Source organism: Paracoccus mangrovi, assembly GCF_042648425.1.
Classification (GTDB): Bacteria; Pseudomonadota; Alphaproteobacteria; order Rhodobacterales; family Rhodobacteraceae; genus Paracoccus; species Paracoccus mangrovi.
Window position 1 is genome coordinate 90,173 of the sequence record NZ_JBHRXJ010000004.1, and the last position, 21,658, is coordinate 111,830.

General features: G+C 67.5%; 24 protein-coding genes. 10 read left to right on the forward strand and 14 right to left on the reverse strand.

Features of this window, described 5'->3' with window-relative positions; translation table 11 throughout:
* Nucleotides 1–3: 3 nt before the first annotated feature.
* The 4 genes from ACFOMH_RS07180 to ACFOMH_RS07195 form a co-directional block, all read right to left on the reverse strand.
* Nucleotides 4–1,566 carry an ArnT family glycosyltransferase gene (locus ACFOMH_RS07180; protein ID WP_377743557.1) on the reverse strand — a complete coding sequence of 521 codons (1,563 nt, stop codon included), beginning with the start codon at nt 1,564–1,566 and terminating at the stop codon, nt 4–6.
* Nucleotides 1,563–1,844 carry a lipid-A-disaccharide synthase N-terminal domain-containing protein gene (locus ACFOMH_RS07185; RefSeq protein WP_374427817.1) on the reverse strand — a complete coding sequence of 94 codons (282 nt, stop codon included), beginning with the start codon at nt 1,842–1,844 and terminating at the stop codon, nt 1,563–1,565. Before ACFOMH_RS07185 ends, ACFOMH_RS07180 begins: the two co-directional genes overlap by 4 nt.
* Before the next feature lie 106 nt (nt 1,845–1,950).
* Nucleotides 1,951–2,982 (reverse strand): ferrochelatase, encoded by a 1,032-nt coding sequence (gene hemH / locus ACFOMH_RS07190; RefSeq protein WP_374427814.1) that lies wholly within the window; start codon nt 2,980–2,982, stop codon nt 1,951–1,953.
* Nucleotides 2,979–3,818 (reverse strand): methyltransferase domain-containing protein, encoded by an 840-nt coding sequence (locus ACFOMH_RS07195; RefSeq protein ID WP_377743559.1) that lies wholly within the window; start codon nt 3,816–3,818, stop codon nt 2,979–2,981. The genes hemH and ACFOMH_RS07195 overlap by 4 nt, the downstream gene beginning before the upstream one ends.
* Nucleotides 3,819–3,849: 31 nt before the next feature.
* On the opposite strand from ACFOMH_RS07195, the gene ACFOMH_RS07200 reads away from it, so the two are divergent.
* Genes ACFOMH_RS07200 through ACFOMH_RS07215 form a run of 4 tightly spaced genes read left to right on the forward strand, consistent with a single transcriptional unit; the run spans nt 3,850 to nt 6,242 of the window.
* Nucleotides 3,850–4,587, forward strand: coding sequence for a double zinc ribbon domain-containing protein (locus ACFOMH_RS07200; protein ID WP_377743561.1), 738 nt, complete (start codon nt 3,850–3,852; stop codon nt 4,585–4,587).
* A 34-nt stretch (nt 4,588–4,621) separates the two neighbouring features.
* Nucleotides 4,622–4,888, forward strand: coding sequence for a glutaredoxin 3 (gene grxC / locus ACFOMH_RS07205; RefSeq protein WP_374427807.1), 267 nt, complete (start codon nt 4,622–4,624; stop codon nt 4,886–4,888).
* Nucleotides 4,885–5,754, forward strand: a complete 870-nt coding sequence (locus ACFOMH_RS07210; RefSeq protein ID WP_377743563.1) for a carbon-nitrogen hydrolase family protein — start codon at nt 4,885–4,887, stop codon at nt 5,752–5,754. Before grxC ends, ACFOMH_RS07210 begins: the two co-directional genes overlap by 4 nt.
* Complete coding sequence (locus ACFOMH_RS07215; protein WP_374427801.1) at nt 5,751–6,242, forward strand: MarR family winged helix-turn-helix transcriptional regulator; 492 nt, start codon at nt 5,751–5,753, stop codon at nt 6,240–6,242. Before ACFOMH_RS07210 ends, ACFOMH_RS07215 begins: the two co-directional genes overlap by 4 nt.
* 68 nt (nt 6,243–6,310) lie before the next feature.
* On the opposite strand, the gene ACFOMH_RS07220 is transcribed toward ACFOMH_RS07215, so the two are convergent.
* Nucleotides 6,311–6,964: a L,D-transpeptidase gene (locus ACFOMH_RS07220; RefSeq protein WP_374427798.1), complete on the reverse strand. Its 654-nt coding sequence runs from the start codon at nt 6,962–6,964 to the stop codon at nt 6,311–6,313.
* 229 nt (nt 6,965–7,193) lie between these two features.
* On the opposite strand from ACFOMH_RS07220, the gene ACFOMH_RS07225 reads away from it, so the two are divergent.
* Nucleotides 7,194–7,763 carry a CAP domain-containing protein gene (locus ACFOMH_RS07225; protein WP_374427797.1) on the forward strand — a complete coding sequence of 190 codons (570 nt, stop codon included), beginning with the start codon at nt 7,194–7,196 and terminating at the stop codon, nt 7,761–7,763.
* 420 nt (nt 7,764–8,183) lie between these two features.
* Here the strand turns inward: ACFOMH_RS07225 and ACFOMH_RS07230 are convergent, their stop codons facing one another.
* From ACFOMH_RS07230 to hslO, 6 genes are all read right to left on the reverse strand, one after another.
* Nucleotides 8,184–8,705: a L,D-transpeptidase family protein gene (locus tag ACFOMH_RS07230; protein ID WP_374427795.1), complete on the reverse strand. Its 522-nt coding sequence runs from the start codon at nt 8,703–8,705 to the stop codon at nt 8,184–8,186.
* A 65-nt stretch (nt 8,706–8,770) separates the two neighbouring features.
* Nucleotides 8,771–9,991, reverse strand: coding sequence for a class I SAM-dependent RNA methyltransferase (locus ACFOMH_RS07235; protein ID WP_377743567.1), 1,221 nt, complete (start codon nt 9,989–9,991; stop codon nt 8,771–8,773).
* Nucleotides 9,988–11,856 (reverse strand): ABC transporter ATP-binding protein, encoded by a 1,869-nt coding sequence (locus tag ACFOMH_RS07240; RefSeq protein ID WP_377743569.1) that lies wholly within the window; start codon nt 11,854–11,856, stop codon nt 9,988–9,990. Before ACFOMH_RS07240 ends, ACFOMH_RS07235 begins: the two co-directional genes overlap by 4 nt.
* Nucleotides 11,849–13,096: a CCA tRNA nucleotidyltransferase gene (locus ACFOMH_RS07245; RefSeq protein ID WP_377743572.1), complete on the reverse strand. Its 1,248-nt coding sequence runs from the start codon at nt 13,094–13,096 to the stop codon at nt 11,849–11,851. Before ACFOMH_RS07245 ends, ACFOMH_RS07240 begins: the two co-directional genes overlap by 8 nt.
* Nucleotides 13,093–13,683: an NUDIX hydrolase gene (locus tag ACFOMH_RS07250; protein ID WP_377743574.1), complete on the reverse strand. Its 591-nt coding sequence runs from the start codon at nt 13,681–13,683 to the stop codon at nt 13,093–13,095. The genes ACFOMH_RS07245 and ACFOMH_RS07250 overlap by 4 nt, the downstream gene beginning before the upstream one ends.
* A complete protein-coding gene (gene hslO, locus ACFOMH_RS07255) occupies nt 13,683–14,738 on the reverse strand; it encodes an Hsp33 family molecular chaperone HslO (RefSeq protein WP_374427783.1) in 1,056 nt (351 codons plus the stop codon). The genes ACFOMH_RS07250 and hslO overlap by 1 nt, the downstream gene beginning before the upstream one ends.
* 261 nt (nt 14,739–14,999) lie before the next feature.
* On the opposite strand from hslO, the gene rpe reads away from it, so the two are divergent.
* Genes rpe through ACFOMH_RS07270 form a run of 3 tightly spaced genes read left to right on the forward strand, consistent with a single transcriptional unit; the run spans nt 15,000 to nt 17,351 of the window.
* Nucleotides 15,000–15,692 (forward strand): ribulose-phosphate 3-epimerase, encoded by a 693-nt coding sequence (gene rpe / locus ACFOMH_RS07260; protein WP_377743576.1) that lies wholly within the window; start codon nt 15,000–15,002, stop codon nt 15,690–15,692.
* Entirely contained in the window at nt 15,689–16,912 is a 1,224-nt protein-coding gene (locus ACFOMH_RS07265; protein ID WP_377743578.1) for a 3-deoxy-D-manno-octulosonic acid transferase, read from the forward strand. The genes rpe and ACFOMH_RS07265 overlap by 4 nt, the downstream gene beginning before the upstream one ends.
* A gap of 16 nt (nt 16,913–16,928) precedes the next feature.
* Nucleotides 16,929–17,351, forward strand: coding sequence for a DUF1178 family protein (locus ACFOMH_RS07270; RefSeq protein WP_377743579.1), 423 nt, complete (start codon nt 16,929–16,931; stop codon nt 17,349–17,351).
* Nucleotides 17,352–17,387: 36 nt separating this feature from the next.
* On the opposite strand, the gene ACFOMH_RS07275 is transcribed toward ACFOMH_RS07270, so the two are convergent.
* The 3 genes from ACFOMH_RS07275 to ACFOMH_RS07285 are packed head-to-tail and all read right to left on the reverse strand — an operon-like array spanning nt 17,388 to nt 20,337.
* Nucleotides 17,388–18,194, reverse strand: coding sequence for an ABC transporter ATP-binding protein (locus ACFOMH_RS07275; RefSeq protein WP_377743581.1), 807 nt, complete (start codon nt 18,192–18,194; stop codon nt 17,388–17,390).
* Entirely contained in the window at nt 18,194–19,246 is a 1,053-nt protein-coding gene (locus tag ACFOMH_RS07280; RefSeq protein WP_377743583.1) for a FecCD family ABC transporter permease, read from the reverse strand. Before ACFOMH_RS07280 ends, ACFOMH_RS07275 begins: the two co-directional genes overlap by 1 nt.
* Nucleotides 19,225–20,337, reverse strand: coding sequence for an ABC transporter substrate-binding protein (locus ACFOMH_RS07285; protein WP_377743585.1), 1,113 nt, complete (start codon nt 20,335–20,337; stop codon nt 19,225–19,227). The genes ACFOMH_RS07280 and ACFOMH_RS07285 overlap by 22 nt, the downstream gene beginning before the upstream one ends.
* A gap of 125 nt (nt 20,338–20,462) precedes the next feature.
* Here ACFOMH_RS07285 and ACFOMH_RS07290 point away from each other — a divergent pair, with 125 nt between their 5' ends.
* On the forward strand, nt 20,463–21,293 hold the full coding sequence (locus ACFOMH_RS07290; RefSeq protein ID WP_377743586.1) for an alpha/beta hydrolase: 831 nt from the start codon (nt 20,463–20,465) through the stop codon (nt 21,291–21,293).
* Nucleotides 21,294–21,353: 60 nt separating this feature from the next.
* Nucleotides 21,354–21,611: a hypothetical protein gene (locus ACFOMH_RS07295; protein ID WP_377743587.1), complete on the forward strand. Its 258-nt coding sequence runs from the start codon at nt 21,354–21,356 to the stop codon at nt 21,609–21,611.
* Nucleotides 21,612–21,658: the final 47 nt, after the last annotated feature.

Genomic DNA, 21,658 nt, shown 5'->3' on the forward strand with positions numbered 1-21,658 from the left:
CTTTCAGGGCTCCTTTTGATCGGCGGCCGACCACAGGCCCCATTCGCGATTGCGAAAGGTGACCAGTTCACGGGGCGGCCAGGGCAGAGGGGATTGGTCCATACGGCCGATCAAAAGGCCGTTCGGATGCTGTTTCAGCCAGCCGGCGATCGCCGGCGCGTCGGCAAGCTGGGCCACCGGCGCGGTCAGCCGGGCGGCAAAGTTGAATTCGGCGTGATAGCGCGAGCCCAGAAAGGCCAGCCCCTCTGCCTGTTGCGGTGCGATGCGCGCGGCGATGGGGTGGGTGCTGAAGATGCGGGCGGTCTGGGTGGTGCCGATCAGCAGGTTGCCCGCCAGAAGCAAGCCAAGCGAAATCAGCATCACCCCCTCGAACCCGCGGATGCGGCCCGCCAACAGACAGATCCCGCCGATCAGCGCCGCCCAAAGGATCAGCATATAGCCCGGCTGCAACAGCGCCTGCATCCGGTGCAGCGGCAACAGGCCCAGACCCGCCGCCAGCCCCGCCAGCGCCAGCAGCCCCAGCAAAAGCTGCACCGGCACCAGCCGAAAGCGTCCCGCATCCCGGCCCAACCGCGCCGCGATCAACGCCAGCGCCGGCAATTCGGGAACGAGGTAATGGATCTGTTTGCCGCTGGTCAGGCTGAACAGGATCGCCGCCGTCCCGGCCCAGATCAGGCAAAGCCGCAGCCCGCGATCCGCGCGCCAGCCAAAGGTAAAGCCCGCGCGCAGCAGGGCCGGGCTCCAGAACAGCGGAAATCCCAGCGCCGGCACCAGTGCCAGATAGAACCACCACGGCCGGGCATGGGCAAAGGATTCGGTCAGCCGCCCGGCGCTTTGATGCCACAGGATGGCCGCGCGATATTCCGGCCCGCCCAGAATCGCCGCCGGCACCAGCCAAAGCGCGATCAGTCCCAGCCCGCTCAGCAGCCCGAAACCCAGCCCCCGCGCCAGCCGGCGCCAGCCCATGGGATCCGCACCCCAGACCGGCAGCAGGATGGCGGCGGGCAAAAGGTGGAACAGGATCACCGGCCCCTTGGTCAGCACGCCAAGCGCAATGGCCGCGCCAAAGCCCAGCCATGGCCGCAGCCCGGAATCGGCATGTCCCGCCCGTTCCAGCGCGATCAGACCCAAAAGCGTGGCCACGGAAAGCGGCACATCGAACATCGTCAGGCTTGAGGACAGCGCAAAGACCATCAGCCCGGCCAGCGCCATCGCCGCCCGACCGCCGATCCCGGCATCCTCGGGCCACAGCCTGCGCCCCAGCACCGCGGTCAGCCACAGCCCCGCCAGACCAAAGATCGGCCCGACCAGCCGCGCCGCGAATTCGCCGACGCCGGTCACCAGCCAGACCAGGTTGATCGCCCAGAACAGCAAGGGCGGCTTGTCGCTGTAAAGCGCGAAATTCTTGGTTGGCACCCACCAGTTGCCCGATTGGTGCATTTCCCAGGCCACGGCCAGATAGCGGGTTTCGTCGATCGCGGTCAGCGGCCGCAGCCACAGACCGACGATGGCAGTGGCCAGCAGGCACAGCATGGCCAGCGGCAATGGGCGCAGCAGACGGGTCATTGCGGGCAGGTATCCCGGCGGTGACGCCCGATCAGCATCAGGTTGCGGGCATAGATCACCAGACCGGATGCCTGCCCGACGGCAAAGACCGGATCGCGCCGCCACAGCGCATAGGCCAGCAGCGTCGCGCCCCCGGCGATGCTGAACCACCAGAAGGCCAGCGGCACCACGCTGCGATGGGCGCGTTCACTGGCGATCCATTGCACCAGAAATCGCGAGGTGAACAGAAGCTGGCCGATGAACCCCACCGCCAGCCAGATCGTATGTTCCTGCGTCATGTCCTGTCCCGTGCCGACCGGCGAGACAGGTTGCCAGCGGCTTCGGGGCCTTGTCGGTCCCGAAGCTTGCGCCTGGCTTACAAAATGCGGCGCGTTGCCGCGCCGGCTAGATCCAGCCGCCCAGATTTTCCGCGACGATGGCCGTCAGCGTATCGATATGGTCAGGATCGGCGTTCAGGCAGGGGATATAGGTGAATTCGCGCCCGCCGGCATGAACGAAAGCCTCGCGGATCTCGCCCTGAATTTCCTCAAGCGTTTCGATGCAATCGGCCGAAAAGGCGGGCGAGATCACGGCGATTTCGGTGATTCCCTGTTTCGCCAGCTCGGCCACATGCTCGACCGTATAGGGGCGCAGCCATTCCTCGGGGCCAAAGACCGACTGGAAGGTGGTGTCGATCACGCCCGCGTCCCAGCCAAGCGCCTCGCGCAGCAGGCGCGAGGTTTTCTGGCACTGGCAATGATAGGGGTCGCCTTCGGTCAGATAGCGCTTGGGCATGCCGTGATAGCTGGCGACCAGCTTGCGTGGCGTGCGGTCGCCAAGCGCGCGGCGCACCGATGCGGCCAGCGCCGCGATATAGTCGGGGCGGTCGAAATAGGCCGGCACCGTGCGCGCGGCGGGCTGGCGCTTTTGCGTCATCAGCGCGCGAAAGAACTGGTCATTCGCGGTCGCCGTCGTCGCGCCCGCATATTGCGGATAAAGCGGAAAGAACAGGATCCGGTCACAGCCCGCGCGGACCATGCGGTCCACCACGTCCGGGGTCGAGGGATTGCCATAGCGCATGCAGAAATCGACCATCACCCGGTCGCCCCACAGGGTTTGCGCGCGGTCGCGCAGCGCCGCCACCTGTTCCTTGGTGATCGTCATCAGCGGCGATTCGTCGGCGTCATTGTTCCAGATGGTCTTGTAATTCGCGCCGGAACTGAACGGCCGCTTGGTCAGGATCACGGTCTGCAACAGCGGCTGCCATTTCCATGACGGATAGTCGATCACCCGCTTGTCCGACAGAAATTCATTGAGATAGCGCCGCATCGACCAGTAATCGGTCCCGTCTGGCGTGCCCAGATTGGCGATCAGCACGCCGATCTTGCGCGCGGGCAGTTGCGGATGGTCGGCGGGGGCGTGCTCGGGTCGGTTCATTGCGGCTTTCTCATGCTGGCAAGGGCCTCGGCCAGCGGCATCTTGGCCGAGCCGGGACGAAGCGGTTGCTGCTGGCTGGCATCCGGGGCCCAGCCGGTCAGAAAGACCAGCTCGAAGGTGGCCTTTATCCGGTCGCCATTCTGCGGATCGGGGTGGTTTTCGGCGTAAAGCTGTGCCGCGCGCAACAGGACATCTCGCCGCGTCGGATGACGCAGGCGGCCTTCGAGCGCATTGCCCTCGCCCATGGCGCGCAGGTCATGGGCCAGATGGAACATGTCGCGATAGCTGACGGCTTGCGTCAGCTGGTCGGCGACCGGAAGCGCGAGCCCGGCGCGACCCAGAAGCCCGCCCAGATCGCGGATCTCGGCCATGGGCAGCACGCGGGGCGACAGGCCGCCGGTCACCTCGACCTCGGCGCGGGTCAGGCTGTCGCGCAATTCGTGAAGGGTGCGGCCGCCGGGGCTGGCGGCGATGAACAAGCCGTCGGGACGCAGGGCGCGCGCGGCCTGCACGATCTGGCCGACCGGATCCTCGGCCCAGTGCAGCGCCATGGCGTGGATCACAAGATCGTGCGCGCCGGGTTCCAGCGCCAGTTCGGGCGTGTCGGAAACGATGCGGGCGCCCGGCATCGCCTGCGCCCAGAAATCGGGCGCGCCGGTGATCACGACGGGGTCGGTAAACCCTCTGTTAACCTCTGCCAGCCTATCCTGAACCTCATCGGCGACGAGTCGATGCAGAAAATCGGCAAAGCCCGGATGCGCGGACCGGATGCGATTGCGCAACAAGGCCGGGCGGTCGGTCAGATGTGGGACAGGGTTGGGGTGATCGGCCATCATGGGAGCAGAACATAGGGGGCTTCGCGGCCTGATGAAAGGTGCGTTGCGGTTGATCTATCCGCCGCAATGCCTGTGCTGCGGCAATCCCGTCGCCGAAGAGGGGGGGCTGTGCCCCGACTGCTGGCGCGAGGCGGATTTCATTCAGGGCAGCTGCTGTTCGCGCTGCGGCACGCCCCTGCCCGGGGACGGCATCGACGACGATCAGGATCAGGCGGCGGGGCTGCTGGTCTGTGACGATTGCCTGACGGTTCAGCGGCCCTGGCTGCGCGGGCGCGCGGCGCTGGTCTATCGCGGCACCGGGCGCAAGCTGGCCTTGATGCTGAAACATGGCGACCGGCCGGATCTGGCGCCCCGGCTGGGCGATTGGGTGGCGCGGGCGGCGACGCCGCTGGTGCGGCAGGGCATGATCGTGGCGCCGGTTCCGGTGCATCTGCGCCGGCGCATGTCGCGCAAATACAATCAGGCCGAACTGCTGGCGCAGCGCGTCGCGCGGGTCCACGATCTGGCCTATATGCCGGCGCTGTTGCAGCGTCTGCGGCACACACCGATGCAGGATCACGGCAGCGTCGCCGACCGGTTCGAAAATGTCATGGACGCGATCAAGGTCCCCGAACGCATGGCGCCGCGGGTGCAGGGGCGTCCGGTGCTGCTGGTCGATGATGTCATGACCTCGGGGGCCACGCTGACCGCGGCGGCGCAGGCGCTGCGCGCGGCGGGTGCGGGACCAATTTCGATCGTGGTTCTGGCACGAACGGCAAGGGATACCTAGATATGGGGCGAATTCCGCAACTTAGGACGTGATCATGGCAACCGTTGAAATCTATACCATCCCGACCTGTCCCTATTGCCACGCCGCAAAGGCGCTCTTGAAGCGCAAGGGCGTCGCCTATCAGGAAACCGATGTCAGCCGCGATCCGCAGCTGCGCGCGGCGATGACCAAACGCGCCGCCGGTCGCCGCACCGTGCCGCAGATCTTTATCAACGGCCAGGGCGTCGGCGGCAGCGACGACCTGCATGCGCTGGATCATCAGGGCAAGCTTGACGCGTTGCTTTCCGCCGCGCCGGCATGAACGGACGGCTTCGCGCGGGGCTGGTACAGCTTTGCGTCTCGGACGATCCGGGGCGCAATCTGCCGGTCACGCGCGATCTGGTCCGGCAGGCGGCGCTGGGTGGTGCCGGTTGGGTGCTGACGCCCGAGGTGACGAACCTTCTGGGGGTCAGCCGCGAATTGCAGCAGCATCTGTTGCGGACCGAGGATGAGGATCCGACCCTTGCCGCGCTGCGCGCCGATGCGCGCGATCTGGGCATCTGGCTTTTGATCGGCTCGCTGGCGTTAAAGCGGGGCGGGACGGCGGATGGCGACGACCGTTTCGTCAATCGCAGCTTTCTGATCGCCCCCGATGGCGGCATCCGGGCGCGCTATGACAAGCTGCATATGTTCGATGTCACCGTCTCGGACAGCGAATCCTATCGGGAATCGGCGTCATTCCGTCCCGGGGACCGGGCGGTGCTGGCCCGGGGGCCGGACCAGGCGCCAATGCATGTCGGCATGACCATCTGTTACGATCTCCGCTTTCCACAGCTTTACCGGGCCTTGGCCCAGGCGGGGGCACAGGTGCTGACCGTGCCCGCGGCCTTTAACGACACGACCGGGGCCGCGCATTGGCAGGTGCTGTTGCAGGCGCGGGCGATCGAGACCGGCTGTTATGTGCTTGCGCCGGCGCAATGCGGGCTGCATGCCACGCATGCCGATCCCGACCGCCGGCCACGCCGCAGCTATGGGCATTCGCTGGCGGTGGATCCCTGGGGTCAGGTCCTGGCCGATGGCGGCACCGAGCCCGGAGTAACTTTTGTCGAACTTGACCCGGATGCCATTGTCAGGGCACGGTCTCGCATCCCATCTCTGACCCATGACCGGAAATTCGCGGGCCCATGAAACACAAGCCGCAGGATACGTTGCAAATTTCGGCCGAGGCATCGCCCGATGCCCTGGCGGCAAGCCTGTTTTCCGAGGTGTTCATCTCGGACCAGCTGGCGCGTGACCTGATTGGCAAGGCGCTGCCCAAGGGCATGCAGATTTCGCATTTTTCGGTGCTGAACCTGCTCGCGCATCTGAATGTCGAACGCAGCCCGGCCGAGCTTGCCGAGGCATTCCACGTCACCCGTGGTGCGATGACCAACACGCTGTCGCGTCTGGAATGGGCCGGGCATATCCATATCCGGCCCGATTGGGACGATGCGCGCCGCAAGTTCATCGCGATCAGCCCGGCCGGCCGGGCGGCACGGGACGCGGCGCTGGCGGCTTTCATGCCGCGCATCACCGATGTGGTGCGCGATATCGGCGCCGATCGCGTCCGCGCCGCGCTGCCGGTGCTGCGGCTGCTTCGCAAGCAATTGGAAGAGGCGCTGCGCCAGCCGGGCTAAAGGCGGCGCCCGGGCCGGCGTGATCTGCGCGCCCCGCCATGAAAAAAGGCCCCTTGCGGGGCCTTTCACTAGATCAACAGCACCTGGGTGCCGACCTTGGTCAGGTCATAGAGCTGTTGGATATGTTCGTTATAGAGCCCGATGCACCCGTTCGAGGATTTGCGCCCGATCTTGCGGGTGTCATGCGTGCCGTGGATGCGATAATACTGCCAGCTCAGCCACAGCGCATGCGTGCCCAGCGGGTTGTCGGGACCCGGCGGCACGAAATCGGGCCATTCGGGGTTGCGCTTTTTCATCTCGGGGGTCGGGGCCCAGCTGGGGCCTTTCACCTTTTTGATGATCTCGGTCCGGCCGGTGCGGGTCAGGTCGGCGCTGACCGGAACCGAGGTCGGGAACAGCTTGTAGACCGACTGATCCTCGGACCAGTAATGCAGCGCGCGCGAGGTGATATCGACCAGAATGGCGCCATTCGTCAGGTTGCTGAAATAGGGCTGCCAGTCCTGCATGCGGAAGCTGGAAATATTGCGCCGCGAATCCTGCGCCTGATCGTATTGCACGACACCCTGATCCGGGGTCGCGCCACCGCCGGTGCCCTGCAACGGCTGGCCGGTATAGGGGTCGATGCCCTGGGCGATGGCCGGGGCCGCCAGTCCCGCCGCGCCAAGCGCCGCCGAGCTGGCCAGAAATGTCCGACGCGTGACCGGAGATTTCGGAGTGTTCATTGCTTGCTCCTGATATGTGGCGAACCGCTTGCCACGGTCTTCTCTGCCCGATTTTGCGATAATGCCGTCAACTGTGGCGGATTTACGCCGAGATAAGATGCCGCGCAATTCAAACAAGCGTCATTGTCGCAACAGAGCCGCAGCCTGTTGCCTTCACGCAATCTTGGGTTTGAAGGGGGGCGCGGGCTTTTGTATGGCTGGCTTAAAATATCCCGTGGGACAGCAAATCATGCAAAAGTTTTCGATTCTGGCGCTTGTTTCGGTGCTTGCGCTGGCCGCCTGCCAGTCGCCCGGCGGCCAACAGCTTGGCCCCGACGGCCAGCCCCTGCCCGTCGCCTACAAGATCACCGGCCGCGAAGAGGCCCAGATTCCCGGCCGCGTTCTGGGACAGGTGAACGCGTTGCGTGCCAATGTCGGTGCGCCGGCCATGGTCCAGAACCCGATGCTGGACGCCGCCGCCAAGGCCCATGCCCGTGACATGTCGGCGCAGAACCGGGCCTGGCATTTCGGCTCGGACGGGTCCTCGCCGCTGGAACGGGTGCGCCGCCAAGGGTATTCGGGTCACCTGATCGGTGAGAATATCTCGGAAACCTATGAAAACGAGATCACCACGCTGAACGCCTGGATGCAGAACCGCGACACCCGCGACATCATCATGGATCCGCGCGCGACCGAACTCGGCATGGGGTGGTATCAGGAACCTTCGGGCAAGATCTGGTGGGTGATGGTCACCGGCGGCGCGGCCACCATGCCGCTGAACCCGGCGGGCGGCTATGGCATGGCTTTCGCCGCCAACTGATCGGGGCGTTTCCCGGCCTTTGCGGGGTGTTGACCCTCGCTGAGGTCGGGATCCGAACCGCGACGCCATCCCAGCAGGATATGCGAAAGCCCCGGGTTTCCGGGGCTTTTTGCATTTTGGGCTATGGTCTGCGGCACCCCGGCCGAAGTTCCGGGTCGGGATTTCCGGTCAGATCGCCGGTCCCGGTCTTGGGCCCGACTGCGGGGTCCGGCCGTAGGAGTGCCGAAACGCATGATGGTCGGGCCTGATGATCCGGCCTGACTGGCGGGCCGGATTCTGGGGCCGGATTGCGGGACAGAACCGCGATGCGGGATTGCCGGGCATGATCGCGGTGCTTGGCCGGCGCGCGACGAAATCACTTGGCGGGGCGGGGCAAAGGCCCCGCGCGCCCGTTCCGATGCGTGCCGCCAAGGCCGTCCGTCAGGGATAGATAAAGATCGGCACGCCCGGGCGCAGCATGGCAAAGATTTCCTCGATCTCTTCGTCCTTGACCGCGATGCAGCCTGCCGTCCAGTCGGGCCGGTTCAACGCCCGCCCTTCGGGGCCAAGGCCGTGGATAAAGATGTCGCCACCCGGGCGCAGGCCCATGCTCGCCGCCTCGGCCACGTCGCGGGCCGAGGGGTATGAGATCCCGACCGACAGGTGATAGCGGCTGTTGGGGTTGAAGCGGTCGATGAAATACACCCCCTCGGGGGTCTTGCCATCGCCTTCATACTGCTTGTCGCCGATGGGCTGCTTGCCCAGGTTGATGTCGTATTTCTTGAGCAGGGACTTGCCGCTGATCAGATAGAGCTTGCGCTCACCCTTTTTGACCACGATCTGGGTCACGGGCGGGCCGCTATAAGCTTTCATCTTGTTGGGTGTACTGCTGTCGCCGCTGCCACAGCTTGCCACCACGGCAATCGCCAAAATCGCGATCAATGCGCGTGCTGCCCGAATCATCACTGCCCTCTATGTGTGCTATGCACCTTGTTTTCCTAGGAAATACCACAGAGGTTAAATCTTCGCTAGCGTCGGCGAATTTCCGCCACGGTTTCGACATGCGGCGACCAGCGGAACTGATCGACGACAAAAAGGCGCACAATATCTAGGCCGCCTTCGGCAAGAATTCGCGCATCTCGTGCAAAAGTGACGGGATCGCAGCTGACCCATGCCAGGCGCGCCACCTGTGCGCGGGCGATTTCGCGGGCCTGGGCTTCGGCCCCGGCGCGGGGCGGGTCGATCACGATTGCGTCATGGCGCAGCTCGTCGGGCAGCAGCGGGCGGCGCGCAAGGTCGCGCGTCTCGGTCGTGATTCGGCGCAGGCCGGCGGTCTGTCGGGCGGCGGCGTCCAGCGCGGCCAGTGGTGCGGCCAACCCCTCGACGGCATGGATTTCGGCCTGTTCGGCCAGCGGCAGGGTGAATGTGCCGCAGCCCGCGAAAAGGTCCAGCACCCGCCCGGCGCCTCGCGTGATGTCACGCACGGCGGCGATCAGCGCCGCCTCGCCCTCGGGCGTGGCTTGCAGAAAGGCGCCCGGCGGGGGCACCACCCACGCGCGCCCCATGACCAGCGCCGGCGGACGGCGGGTGATGGTCCGGTCGCCCCAGCTGAGCCGGGCCAGATCGCCCTCGTCGGCCAGCGCGGCAAGACTTTGAAAAAGCTGGGAATCCATGGGCTTGCCGCCGGTCACCGCCACGTCCAGCCCGGCGGGGGTTTCGGTCACGGCAAGCGACATCTCACCCATGCGCGAGCCGCCGGCGACGACCAGACGCCGCAGAAACGGCAGCGCATCCTGAATCGCGGGGCGCAGCACCTGGCAATCGGCGATATCGGTGATCACCTCGGACGCGCGGGCGTGAAAGCCCAGCAGCGCGCCCTTTTTTGTCCGCCGTCCCGACAGGACCGCGCGTCTGCGCGAGCGCGGCGGCGAGACATGGATCCCGGCGATCGGCGCGGCCAGACCCTGTGCCTGCAAGGCCTGTTCGACCACGCCCACCTTCCAGCGGCGCAGGAATTCGTCCGAGCCGTGCATCAGCGAACAGCCCCCGCAGGCGCGGTAATGCGGACAGGCGGGGCGCACCCGGTCGGGCGACGGGCTCAGGATGCGCGGCGCGGCGATGCGGCCATCGGCGGCCTCGCCCTCGATCACCTCGCCGGGCAGGGTCAGGGCGGCCAGCGCGCGGGCATCCGCGGCCAAGGCCACGCCGTCGCCTTTCCGGCCCAGCCGTTCGACGGTCCATTGCGTCACTGGGCGGCCTCGGTGCTGTCGTCGGGGGTGCTGTCTTCGTCCTCGGTGCCCAGAAAGCCGCCCGATTGCCGGTTCCAATAGCGCGCATAGGTGCCGCCAAGGGCCAGCAATTCGGCATGGCTGCCCTGTTCGACGATGCGGCCATCCTGCATCACCACGATGCGGTCCAGCTCGGCGATGGTCGACAGGCGATGCGCGATGGCCAGCACGGTCTTGCCCCGCATGGCGCGGTGCAAGGCGTCCTGAACCTGGGCCTCGACCTCGCTGTCCAGGGCGCTTGTCGCCTCGTCCAGCACCAGGATCGGCGCATCCTTGAGCAGCGCGCGGGCCAAAGCGATGCGCTGACGTTGGCCGCCCGAAAGCTTGACCCCGCGTTCGCCCAGATGCGCGTCATAGCCGGTGCGCCCGGCATGATCGCGCAGGTTCAGGATGAAGTCATGCGCCTCGGCGGCGCGGGCGGCGGCGATGATCTCGTCCTCGGTCGCGTCGGGGCGGCCATAAAGGATATTGTCGCGGGCCGAGCGGTTGAACATCGCGGTTTCCTGGGTGACCATGGCGATATTGCGGCGCAGGCTTTCCTGGGTCACCGCGCGCAGGTCGTGGCCGTCGATGCTGAGCGCGCCGCGTTCCACGTCATAAAGCCGCAAAAGCAGCGACACCATGGTCGACTTTCCCGCGCCCGAGGCACCGACGATGCCCAGCTTTTCGCCCGGCGCGATATGCAGGTCCAGATCGCGGACGCCGCCCCCTTCGGTGCCATAGGCAAAGCTGACGCGGTCATAGTCGATGCGCCCCGCGACCCGGCCCAAGGCGATGGCGTCGGGCGCATCGGTCAGGGCGTGCGGCGGGGTCAGCGTTTTCATCCCGTCCTCGACCTCGCCGATCGAACCCCAGACGCTCATCAAGGCCATGCTGACAAAGCCGGTCATCTGCGCCAGCCGCATGGCGATGGCGCCGGTCGCGGCGATGTCGCCCGGCGTGGCCAGCCCCTGTCGCCACAAAAGGATCGCGCCGCCGACAAGGATCACCGGCAAGGCGCCGGCGACGATCATCAGCGACAGCCGGAACCAGGTGCTGACGCGGCCGAAATCCAGCGCGCGTTCGCGGAACCCGGCCATGGCGCCAAGGGCGGCGCGGTCCTCGTATTCGGCATGGGCGAAAAGCTTGACGGTCTTGATATTGGTGATGGTGTCGACGACCTGTCCGGTGATCAGCGCCCGCGCCGAGGCCCGGCTGGCCGAGCGGGTGCGGATGCGCGGCATGAAAAACCGGATCAGCAGGATATAGGCCACCAGCCAGACGATCAGCGCCACCGCGCCCCAGCCATCGACCGAAACCAGGAACGCCGCCGAACCGATCACCGAGGCCAGCGCAAAGGCCACCACATTCACGAATTCCGAGGCCACATCGGTGACCGCGCGGGCGGTCTGCATCTGTTTTTGGGCGATGCGGCCGGCAAAGTCGTTGTCAAAGAATGTGACCGCGTGCCCCATGGTCCAGCGATGCAGCCGCGACAGCACCAGAGGCAGGATATTGGGGCCGATGATGACGCTGGAACTGGCGGTGGAAAGGCCCACGATCGCCGGGCGGATCACCAGAAAGAACAGCACGAATCCCAGGATCAGCAGGCCCTGACGCGCCCAGATCTGATCGGGGGGCGTCGAGACGGCGGCATCGACCACCGCACCCAGAAGCACGGCCGAGGCCACATCCGCCACCCCCGCCAGCGCCGAGGTGAAGCTGGCAAATCCCAGGCCCCGCCACGCGCCCGACAGGCACCACAGGAAAAACGCCATGAGCTGCCGCGGCGGTGGCCCCTCGGCGGGGCGAAAGGCATCGATCATCCGGGCGAAATATTTATGCATCGGCCGGCCCCTTTTGGGTCCGTCCGGTGTCGTCCGGTCCCGCATCGGCCGCACCCGCGCCATCGCCAAGCGCGATGGCGCGCAACTGCGTTGTGGACAGGGTAAAGTCGCTGGCGATCCATGCCCGTTCGGCGCGGCGCAGCCCGGCCCCCAATGCCGGCCCATCCAGCATGGGCAGCAGATCGGCGGCGCTCAGCGGGAATTTCGCCGCCGCGCCGCGCGCAATCGCATGGCACCAGCCAAAGGCGGGGGATGTGCCCTGCGCGGTGCCGATCAGCACCGCCTGCGCGGCCACCGCGCGGCCAAAGCGATAGGCGGCCTCGGCCGGGCTCAGGCCCCGCGCCTGTGCGATCTGGCTCTGCATCCGCGCCTCTTCGCGCGACAGGCGCAGGGCGGTGGCGGCGTCATTCGCGCCCAGCAGCGCCAGCCGGCGCGGCCATTTGGGCAGGGCGCCGCTGCCGAAATCCTGTTCGGCCGCGATCAGCTCGGGCAGGTCCGAGGCATCGGCGCCCGGCAGCACCATGGGCAGAACGCCCGCCTCGGCCATCAGCGCCAGCGCATGGGACGGGTCGGGCGCGGCCAGAAGCTTGCGCATTTCATGGCCGATGCGTTCTTTCGAAATGCCGCTCAGGCCGCCGCGCAGTTCATGACAGGCGGCCAGCGCCTGCAATTCCGCCTCGCGGCCATACCATGCCAGAAAGCGGAAAAACCGCAGGATGCGCAGATAATCCTCGCGGATGCGGTCATGGGCATCGCCGACGAAACGCAGCTTGCGCGCCGCAAGATCGGGCAGCCCGCCGACCGGGTCCAGCACCGTGCCGTCGGCGGTGGCGTAAAGCGCGTTCATGGTGAAATCGCGGCGCCGGGCGTCCTCGGCCAGGTTGTCGGAATAGGCGACGACGGCGTGGCGGCCATCGGTTTCCACATCGCGGCGAAAGCTCGTGACCTCATAGCCCCGGCCATCGGCGATGACGGTGACGGTGCCATGGTCGATGCCGGTCGGCACCGTGCGCAGGCCCGCCGCCCCGGCAAGGCGGATGGTGTCGTCGGGCCGGGCCGAGGTGGCGATGTCGATATCGCTGACCGCTTCGCCCAACAGCAGGTTGCGCACCGCCCCGCCGACGATCAGCGCCTGCGCGCCCTCGGCCGAAAGCGCCGCCAGCACCCGCGCCAGCGCGGGATCGGGGGGCAGCGCGACCCGCGCGGGCGCGGGTGCCGGATGGGCGGGCGCGGGGGTCATGCCGAAAGCCTTGTCGCCAGCGAATGCAGGACGCGCGCGGTCGCACCCCAGATATAATAGGGACCATAGGGGGCGACGTAATAGTCGCGCCGCACGCCGCGCCAGAGCCGCCCCTCGATCCGATAGTTCCGGGGATCGGCGATGTGGGCATAGGGGACGGTAAAGACCTCTTCGACCTCGCCGGTCTCGGGGATGGGGGTAAAGGGGCCGTGGATCAGGGCCAGCACCGGGGTCATGGCAAAACCCGTGACGGTGCGATGGGGCGGCATGGTGCCCAGCACTTCGACCTGGGCGGGGTTCAGGCCGACCTCTTCGCGCGCCTCGCGCAGGGCGGCGGCGGCCTCATTGGCATCACCGGGATCGACCTTGCCGCCGGGCAGCGAGATCTGGCCCGGATGGTGGCGCAGGCTGCTTGCGCGTTTGGTCAGGATAAGCCGCCCGTCCCGGGCGTCGAATGCCGCCAGAACGCCCGCCGGGCGCAGGGTGGCCGGGGCCGGGGCCGGGGGATCGGGCTGAAAGTCGAAATCCGACGAAGGCCCCGGCGCGGTCGCCAGGGCCTCGATCAGGTTTTCGCGCAGGCCCCGCATCAGAGCGAGGCCCGGCTTTCGCCGGCCCCGCCCTTGGCCCCCTTGGCCGGCCCGGGAGGCAGCGGATTGCCATCGGCATCCACCGTCGCCTCATAGCCAAGGCTGTTCGGGTCGAATTCGTAATGCGCGCCGCAGAATTGGCAATCGGCGGTGACGATGCCGGCATCGGTGGTCATATGGGCGATGTCCTTGGCCGAATAGATGGCCAAGGTGCCGCGCACCCGGTCGGCATTGCACGAACAGCCGAATTCGACCGCCTGCCGCGCAAAGGAAACCGGCTCTTCCTCGTGGAAGAGACGAAAGACCAGATTGGGCAGCGGCAGCGCCGGATCGACCAGCTCCATCGCCTCGACCGTGGCCATCAGCGTGGTGGCGCGGGTCCAGTCCTCGGACTGGGCGCCTTGCAGGATGTCGGCGCTTTGCAGCGCGTCATCGCCGTCCTCGGCCGGGACCGGAAGGCTGGCGGCAGGCAGGGTTTGCAGCATGACGCCGCCGGCGCGCCATTGTTCCTGTGTCTGGCCCGGCGCGCGGGCACGCCCCACCGTCAGCTGGAACTGGGTCGGCAGCTGTTCGGACTGTTCGAAATAGGTCTGCGCGCAATCCGCCAGCGACCCGCCGGCCAGCGGCGTCATCCCCTGATAGGGGGTCGTGCCCTCGCCCTGATCGATCAGCACCGCAAAATAGCCCTGACCGAGCTGGTCAAAGGCCGGCACGTCCTCGGCCAGGCGCTCGGCGTCAAAGCTGGCCCAGGCGCGCAGGCGGGCGGGCGCGCCCTCGGCCTCCGGGGCATAGTAATCGGCGGCGATCGTGCGAATGGCGCCGTTGCCGCGCACCTGAAGCGACAGCTTCCAGCGCAGCTTGACGGTCTGGCCGATCAGCGCGGTCAGGGTCGAAAGCTCGGCCACCAGCGCGCTGACCGCGACGGGATAGTCGTGGCGCGACAGGATATGTTCAAGCGTCTGGCCCAGCCGCGCAATGCGGCCGCGCATGTCGGGGCCTTCGAGATGGAAGGGCAGCACGCTGTCGTCCCAGGAAATTTCCTTCGTATCGGTCATCATCGGTCCTTCGGAATGCGGATGCGCGGGCCGTGGCTGGCCGGGCGCCTTGGCATCAATATAGTTGTCACGCCGAAAACCCCAAGGGGGCAAAGCCGGGGGCGCTGTGGCCGCCTGTCCATTCGCCGTCGGAGCGATTGGACCGTCGCGATGGATATTTGGACATGAAAGACGCGACAGGTTTCCTTTGTTGACGGCCAAGGGTTCGGGGCGGTAACCGGGGCCAGCCCTTACCGCCCGATGATCGCTGGAGACCCCGCCATGAGCTTTGACCGTCGCATCAAGATCGCGCCCTCGATCCTGTCCGCGGATTTCGCCAATTTCGGGCAGGAATGCCGCGCCATCGAGGATCAGGGCGCGGATTGGGTACATGTCGATGTCATGGACGGGCATTTCGTCCCCAACATCACCTTTGGCCCCGCCATGTGCAAGGCCATCCGCCCGCATATCCGCGGGGTCATGGATGTGCATCTTATGATCGCGCCGGTCGATCCCTATATCCAGGCCTTTGCCGATGCCGGATCCGATGTGATCACCGCCCATGTCGAGGCCGGGCCGCATATCCACCGCACGCTTCAGGCCATTCGCGGGGCGGGGACCAAGGCCGGGCTGGCGCTGAACCCGGGCACGCCCGCCGAGGCCGCGCGGCCGCTTCTGGATGATGTCGATCTGATTTGTGTGATGACGGTCAATCCCGGTTTCGGCGGACAGAAATTCATCATGAGCCAGATCGAAAAGGTGCGCGAATTGCGCGCCATGATCGGCGACCGTCCCATCCATATCGAGATCGACGGCGGCGTCGATCCGGTGACCGCGCCGCTGGTCGCGGCGGCGGGGGCGGATGTGCTGGTCGCGGGATCGGCGGTGTTCCGGGGCGGATCGGCGTCCAACAGCGCCCCTTACGGCGCGAATATCCGCGCCATCCGCGAGGCCGCCGAGGCCGCGCTGCGGTGATCTGGCGCGGCGCCTCGGCGCTTGTGGGGGGGGTGGCGCGGCTGGCCGCGCCGCTTGCCGGGCCGGACTGGCGCGAGCGGCTTGCGCTGAGCGGGCCAGAGGTCGCGCCCGGCGGGATCTGGTTGCATGCGGCCAGCGTGGGCGAGCTGAATTCCGTGCGCGTGCTGGCCGAGGATCTGGCCCGGGATTTCCCGCTATGCGTGACCACCAACAGCCTGACCGGGCGCGACCTGGCGCGGCGCATCGGCTGGCCTTGCGCGCTTGCGCCGCTGGACGTGCCGCAGGCGGTGGCGCGGTTTCTGGACCGGGTGCGGCCCGCCGTCATGGTCACCGTTGAAAACGAGCTTTGGCCCAACCGTTCGCGCATGACCCATGCGCGCGGCGTCGCGCAGGTGGTGCTGGGCGCGCGGATGTCGGCGCGTTCGGCCGCCCGCTGGGCGCGGATGCCGGGCCTGATCGGGCCGATGCTAGGGCGGATCGCGGCGCTTTCGGCACAGGATCCCCTGAGCGAGGCGCGGCTTTTGGCGCTGGGTCTGCCGCAAACGGCGCTGACGCCGCCATTGAACCTGAAGCTTCTGGCCCCGGCGCGGGTCCGGCCCGGTGAGGACGGTCCCGGGCGCGCCCTGACCGTGCTGGCGGCATCCACCCATGAGGGCGAGGATGCGGTGATGCTGGACGCCTGGCTGGCGGCGCGCGCGGTCGCGCCGGGGCTGCGGCTGATCCTTGCGCCGCGCCATCCCGAACGCGGCGATGCGGTGGCCGGGCTGATCGCGGCGCGCGGGCTGGATTTCGCGCGGCGCAGCCGGGGCGGCGGGCCAGATGCGCCGATCCTCCTAGCCGATACGCTGGGCGAAATGGCGCAGTGGTATGCCGCCGCCGGGATCTGTGTCACCGGCGGTTCATTCGCCGATCATGGCGGCCATACCCCGTGGGAGCCGGCGGCATGGCGCTGTGCCATCCTGCATGGACCGCATGTCGCCAATCAGGCCGGCGATTACGCCGATCTGGACGCGGCCGGCGCGGCGCTGGCCTGTGACGCGGCCGATCTGCCGCAGGTTCTGGGCGCGCTGGTCGGGGATCCGGCGCGGGCGCGCGAGATGGGCTTTGCGGCGCGCAAGCTTTTGCTGGCACGGGCCGGCGATCCCGCCCCCCTGATCGCGCGCATTCGGGCGCTGGCCGGGGCCGGGCTTGCGCAATCCGCCGCGCACCCCGATATCTAAGAGGAAAGGGGCCGTTATGATCCGCTATTCTCTGCGCTGCGAGCAAGGCCATGAATTCGATGGCTGGTTCCGGTCCTCGGACGGGTTCGAGACGATGCGTGCGGCGGGTCAGGTCGGCTGCACCATCTGCGGTTCGGTCCGGGTCGAAAAGGCGCTGATGGCGCCGCGTGTCGCCCATGGCGACGGCGACAGCCCGGCGGATCTGCACAGCCCCCGCGACCCGCGCGAGGCGGCCTTGGACCAGCTGCGCCAGCATGTCGAGGCGAATTCGGATTATGTCGGCATGTCCTTTGCCGCCGAGGCCCGCGCCATGCATGAAGGCGACACGCCCGAGCGCGCGATCCATGGCGAGGCCCGGCTTGAGGATGCCAAGAAGCTGATCGAGGACGGGATCCCGGTCGCGCCCCTGCCGTTCCGGTCGCGGCGTCGGGCGAACTAGCCCGGCGGCCTGTCGGGCCGTCAGGCGAGCGCCGCGTCAGGCGGGCGCGTGTTCGCCGTCGATCAGGATCATGATACGCCCCTGTGAACAGCGCTCGACCCGGGCGGTGACGCCGTAAACCTGGGCCAGAAGGGCGGGGGTCAGCACCTCGTCAGGGCGGCCGCTGGCATGGGTGTGCCCGCCATGCATCAATACGATGCGGTCGGCCCATTGCGCCGCCAGCCCCAGATCGTGCAGCACGGCGACGACGATGCGCCCTTCGCCCGCCAGACGGCGCAATTCGGACAAAAGCCGCACCTGCCGCGCCATGTCCAGCGCGCTGGTCGGCTCGTCCAACAGCAAAAGGCGGGGATCGCGGACGATGGCCTGCGCCAGGCTGACCATCTGGCGCTGTCCGCCCGAAAGCGCGCTCAGCGGTTCCAGCGCCAGCGCCGCGATGCCCAGCTTTTCCATGACCGCCATGGCTGTCGCATCGGCCTGACGGGCCGGGATGGTGCCTCCCGCCCGCAGCGCCGCGACGACGCTTTCCAGCGCCACCAGCGATGAGCCGGCCGGCAGCGTCTGGGGCATGAAGCCCACCGCGTGGGCGCGCGTCTGTGCCGGCATCCGCGCCAGATCGGCGCCGTCCAGCAGCACCTGCCCGCGATAGGGTTGCAGCTGGGCGATGGCGCGCAAAAGCGTCGATTTCCCGGCCGCGTTGGGGCCGGCCAGCACCGTCACCTCGCCCGGGCGCAATGGCGGCAGGTCCAGCCCGTCCAGCACGCCGCGCCGGCCGTAACGGACGGTGATGCCCTTTGCCTCAAGGCCCCGGACCTTGGGATCCTGCGCGCCCGCCCCCCGCATCAGCGCCGCCTGCCGCGCAGGATCAGCGCGAAAAAAATCGGCAACCCGATCAGCGAGGTCACCAGCCCCACCGGCAAAAGCACCCCCGGCACCAGCGTTTTCGACAGCGTCGAGGCAAGCGACATCACCAGCGCCCCCGTGAGCAGGCTGGCGGGCAGAAAGACGCGGTGATTTTCGCCCACCAGCATACGCGCGATATGTGGCCCCGCCAGCCCGACAAAGCCGATCACCCCCACCATCGACACGGCGGCGGCGGCCAACAGGCTGACCCTGAGCAGCGTCCAGCGCCGCAGTGCCGTCACATCGACGCCAAAGCTGCGGGCCTGATCCTCGCCCAGCCGCAGCGCGGTCAGCCGCCAGGCGGCGCGGAACGAAAACGGCACCGTCAGCACCAGCACCGCCGCGATCATCGCCACGCCCGGCCATTGCACCGAAGCCAGGCTGCCCATGGTCCAGAACACCAGCTGTTGCAGCGCATCGGCCGAGGCCACGAATTGCACCAGCGACAGCAAGGCGGCGGCGGTGAAATTCAGCGCGACACCGAACAGGATCAGCACTTCGGGGCCGCCGCCGCGGATGCGGCCCAAAACTTGCAGCAGCCCCAGCGCGCCAAGCGCGAACAGGAATGCATTGGCCGACACGCTCCAGACCGGCGGCAGGCCGGGCAGCGTCAGGCCCAGCACGATCGCCACCGCCGCCCCCAGCGCCGCCGATGACGACACGCCCAGCGTGAAGGGCTCGGCCAGCGGGTTTTCCAGCACGGTCTGCATTTCCGCCCCCGCCAGCGCCAGCGCCGCCCCGACCAGAAGCGCCATCACCGCCACCGGCAGACGCACCTGCCAGACGATCACACTGGTGCCCAGATCGACCGGCCCGCCGGTCAGCGCAGCCAGCGTCCGCGCCAGCGGCAGGCCGGCGGGACCCGTCACCAGATCCAGCACCAGCGCCGCCAGCGCCCCCAGTCCCAACACCCCGACAAGCAGGGCGTTGCGCCGGTTCTGGCGGTGATAGGTGGCAAGAATCGGCGCGGTCATCTTGCGGGCGTCACCCACCAGATGCCCGGCACCGTCACCGGCGAGAAGCGGGCATTGATCTGGGCCATGGTGGCATCGGGATCGACATCGGCAAACAGGTCCGGGTGAAAGCTCTTGGCCAGATATTCGATCAGCGCGATATGGGCGGGGGAATCGTTGAACATGTGCCAGATGCCGGCGGCGCGCCCCTCGCGCACGGCGCGCAGCGCGGAAAAGCCGGGGGCGGCGATCATCGTCTGAAAGCTTGCCTGCGCGGTTTCGGCATCGACGCCCGACCCAAGCACCAGCCCGCCGCGCTGTGCCATATGCGTGCCGCCGGTCGCGACATAGAAATCGGGATCGGCGCCGATCAGATATTCAAGGCTGACATTGCCCTGCATGGTGCCGACGGTCTCGGCGCCGATATTCTGTCCGCCGGCCGTAGTGATAAAGTCGTGAAAGACGCCGTTGCCGACCGTCGCGCAACAGCCCGTGGGCGCGGCATGGACGTGAAAAAACACCCTTGGCCGGGCAATGCCCGGATCGGCCAGCCGGCTGCGGATGCGGTTCAGGCGGGTTTCATAGAATTGGGCGAATTCCTCGGCCCGGGTCTCGGCGCCGGTCAGCTTGCCCAGAATGCGCAGGCTGGGGATCGAATTTTCCTGTGGATGCGAAAAGAAATCGACATAGGCAATGGGGATGCCGGCGGCCTCGATCTGGCGGGCGGCGATCTGGGTGGCGCCGTCGTTCTGATCGATCAGCGTCAGCACCACCAGATCGGGATGCAGCGCGATGATCGCCTCGGCCGAGATGCCGCGATTTCCCGCGCCCACCGGCACGATCTGGTCGATGGCCGGGAATTTCCGGCGATAGGCCGCAAGCGTCGGCGCGTCCAGCGCGCGCGCCTGCCGCCAGCCCGAAACCAGCGCCACCGGATCGTCATGGATCAGGCCCAGCACCGTCAGATGCCGCGCCTCGCCCAGAACGATATGCCGGGCCGGTGCGGGCAGGGTGACCTCGCGGCCCAGAATATCGGTCACGGTGACATCGGCCCGCGCGGCACCAAGGCCTGCGATCAGAACCAGCGCGGTCAGCAGCGCTTGCAGGATACGGGGCAAGGGGATGGGCATCGGCAACTCCTTGAAGCCGGGCGCGGGGGCGGCTTCGATCCGGCGCAACCTATATTCCTGACACGGCTTGTCAACTAATCACGGCGCGGGCAAGAAGGGGGAACACGGCATTGGGGTGGGACAGGATGACGCGTCAGGGCAAGGTCGGGCCGGATCACGCCGCCGAAGAGGCGGCGCTGCGTCTGTTTCAGACGGGGGCCGTCACGCATGAGCTGTCCCAGAAGGTGGTGGCCGAGGGGCCGGGGCACCGGCTTTTTGTCGCGACGCCCAAGGGGCCGGCGCCGGCGCGGGGCTGGCCGGTTCTTTACATGCTGGACGGCAATGCCGCCTTTGATTTCCTGACGCCCGGCGATCTGGCCATGGCGCCGGGACTGGCCATTGTCGGCATCGGCTATGACACCGACCGACAGTTCGCGCGGGAACGGCGGACCCTGGATTTCACTGCACCGGATGGGCTGGGTGACGGGCTGCGGCCCGATCATGTGCATCCCGGCCGCATGGCGGGCGGGGCCGCGATCTTTCACGACCGCCTTGTCGGCCCGCTGCGCGCGGCGGCCGAGGCTGGGCTGTCTGTCGATCCCGCCCGTCGCACGCTTTGGGGGCACAGTTTCGGTGGGCTTTTCACGCTATATGCATTGCTGGCGCGGCCCGGTGGATTTGCGCGCTATGCCGCGATCAGCCCCTCGATCTGGTGGGACGAGGCGCTGATCAACCGCATCGCGCGGGATGCCCGGCCGGCCTCGGTGCCGCTGTTGATGGCGCTGGGTGACCGGGAAAAGCGTTCCGGCAGCGATGGCCCGCCGCCCGATGGACCGGCCCCCGCCACAATGCAGTTCATCGAAACGCTGCGCCGGCATCCCGGCCACCGGGCACAGGTGCATGTCCTGCCCGGTCATGCCCATATCCAGACGCTTGCCGGTTCCTTCCCGCTGGTGCTGCCCTTTGCTGGCGCCTGAGCGCGTCAACCCGATCTTAACGGAAACCGTTCATCCTTGATTCGGTAACGGAGGGTGACGATGGTCTTTGCCGGATATGCCCTGATCCTGTCATGGGCCGCCTTGTGCGGATGGGGCGCCATTGAGGTGCAAAACGGGATGTCGGGCCCGTATCTCTTGTCGGGGGGATGGCCCGGATTTGCGGGGGAAACCGCGCGGGCGGAGGAAATTCATCTGGGCATCAGCTGGCTTGTCGGCGGGTTGGCCTGTGGGGTTTTCATGCTGGCCTTTCCGACGCTGGGGCCGCCGGGCTGGCGATTGCGCGGCGGGTGGCGGTGACCGGCATTTGCGGGTCGATTGCCTGTGCCGGTCGGGTGGGCCGGGCG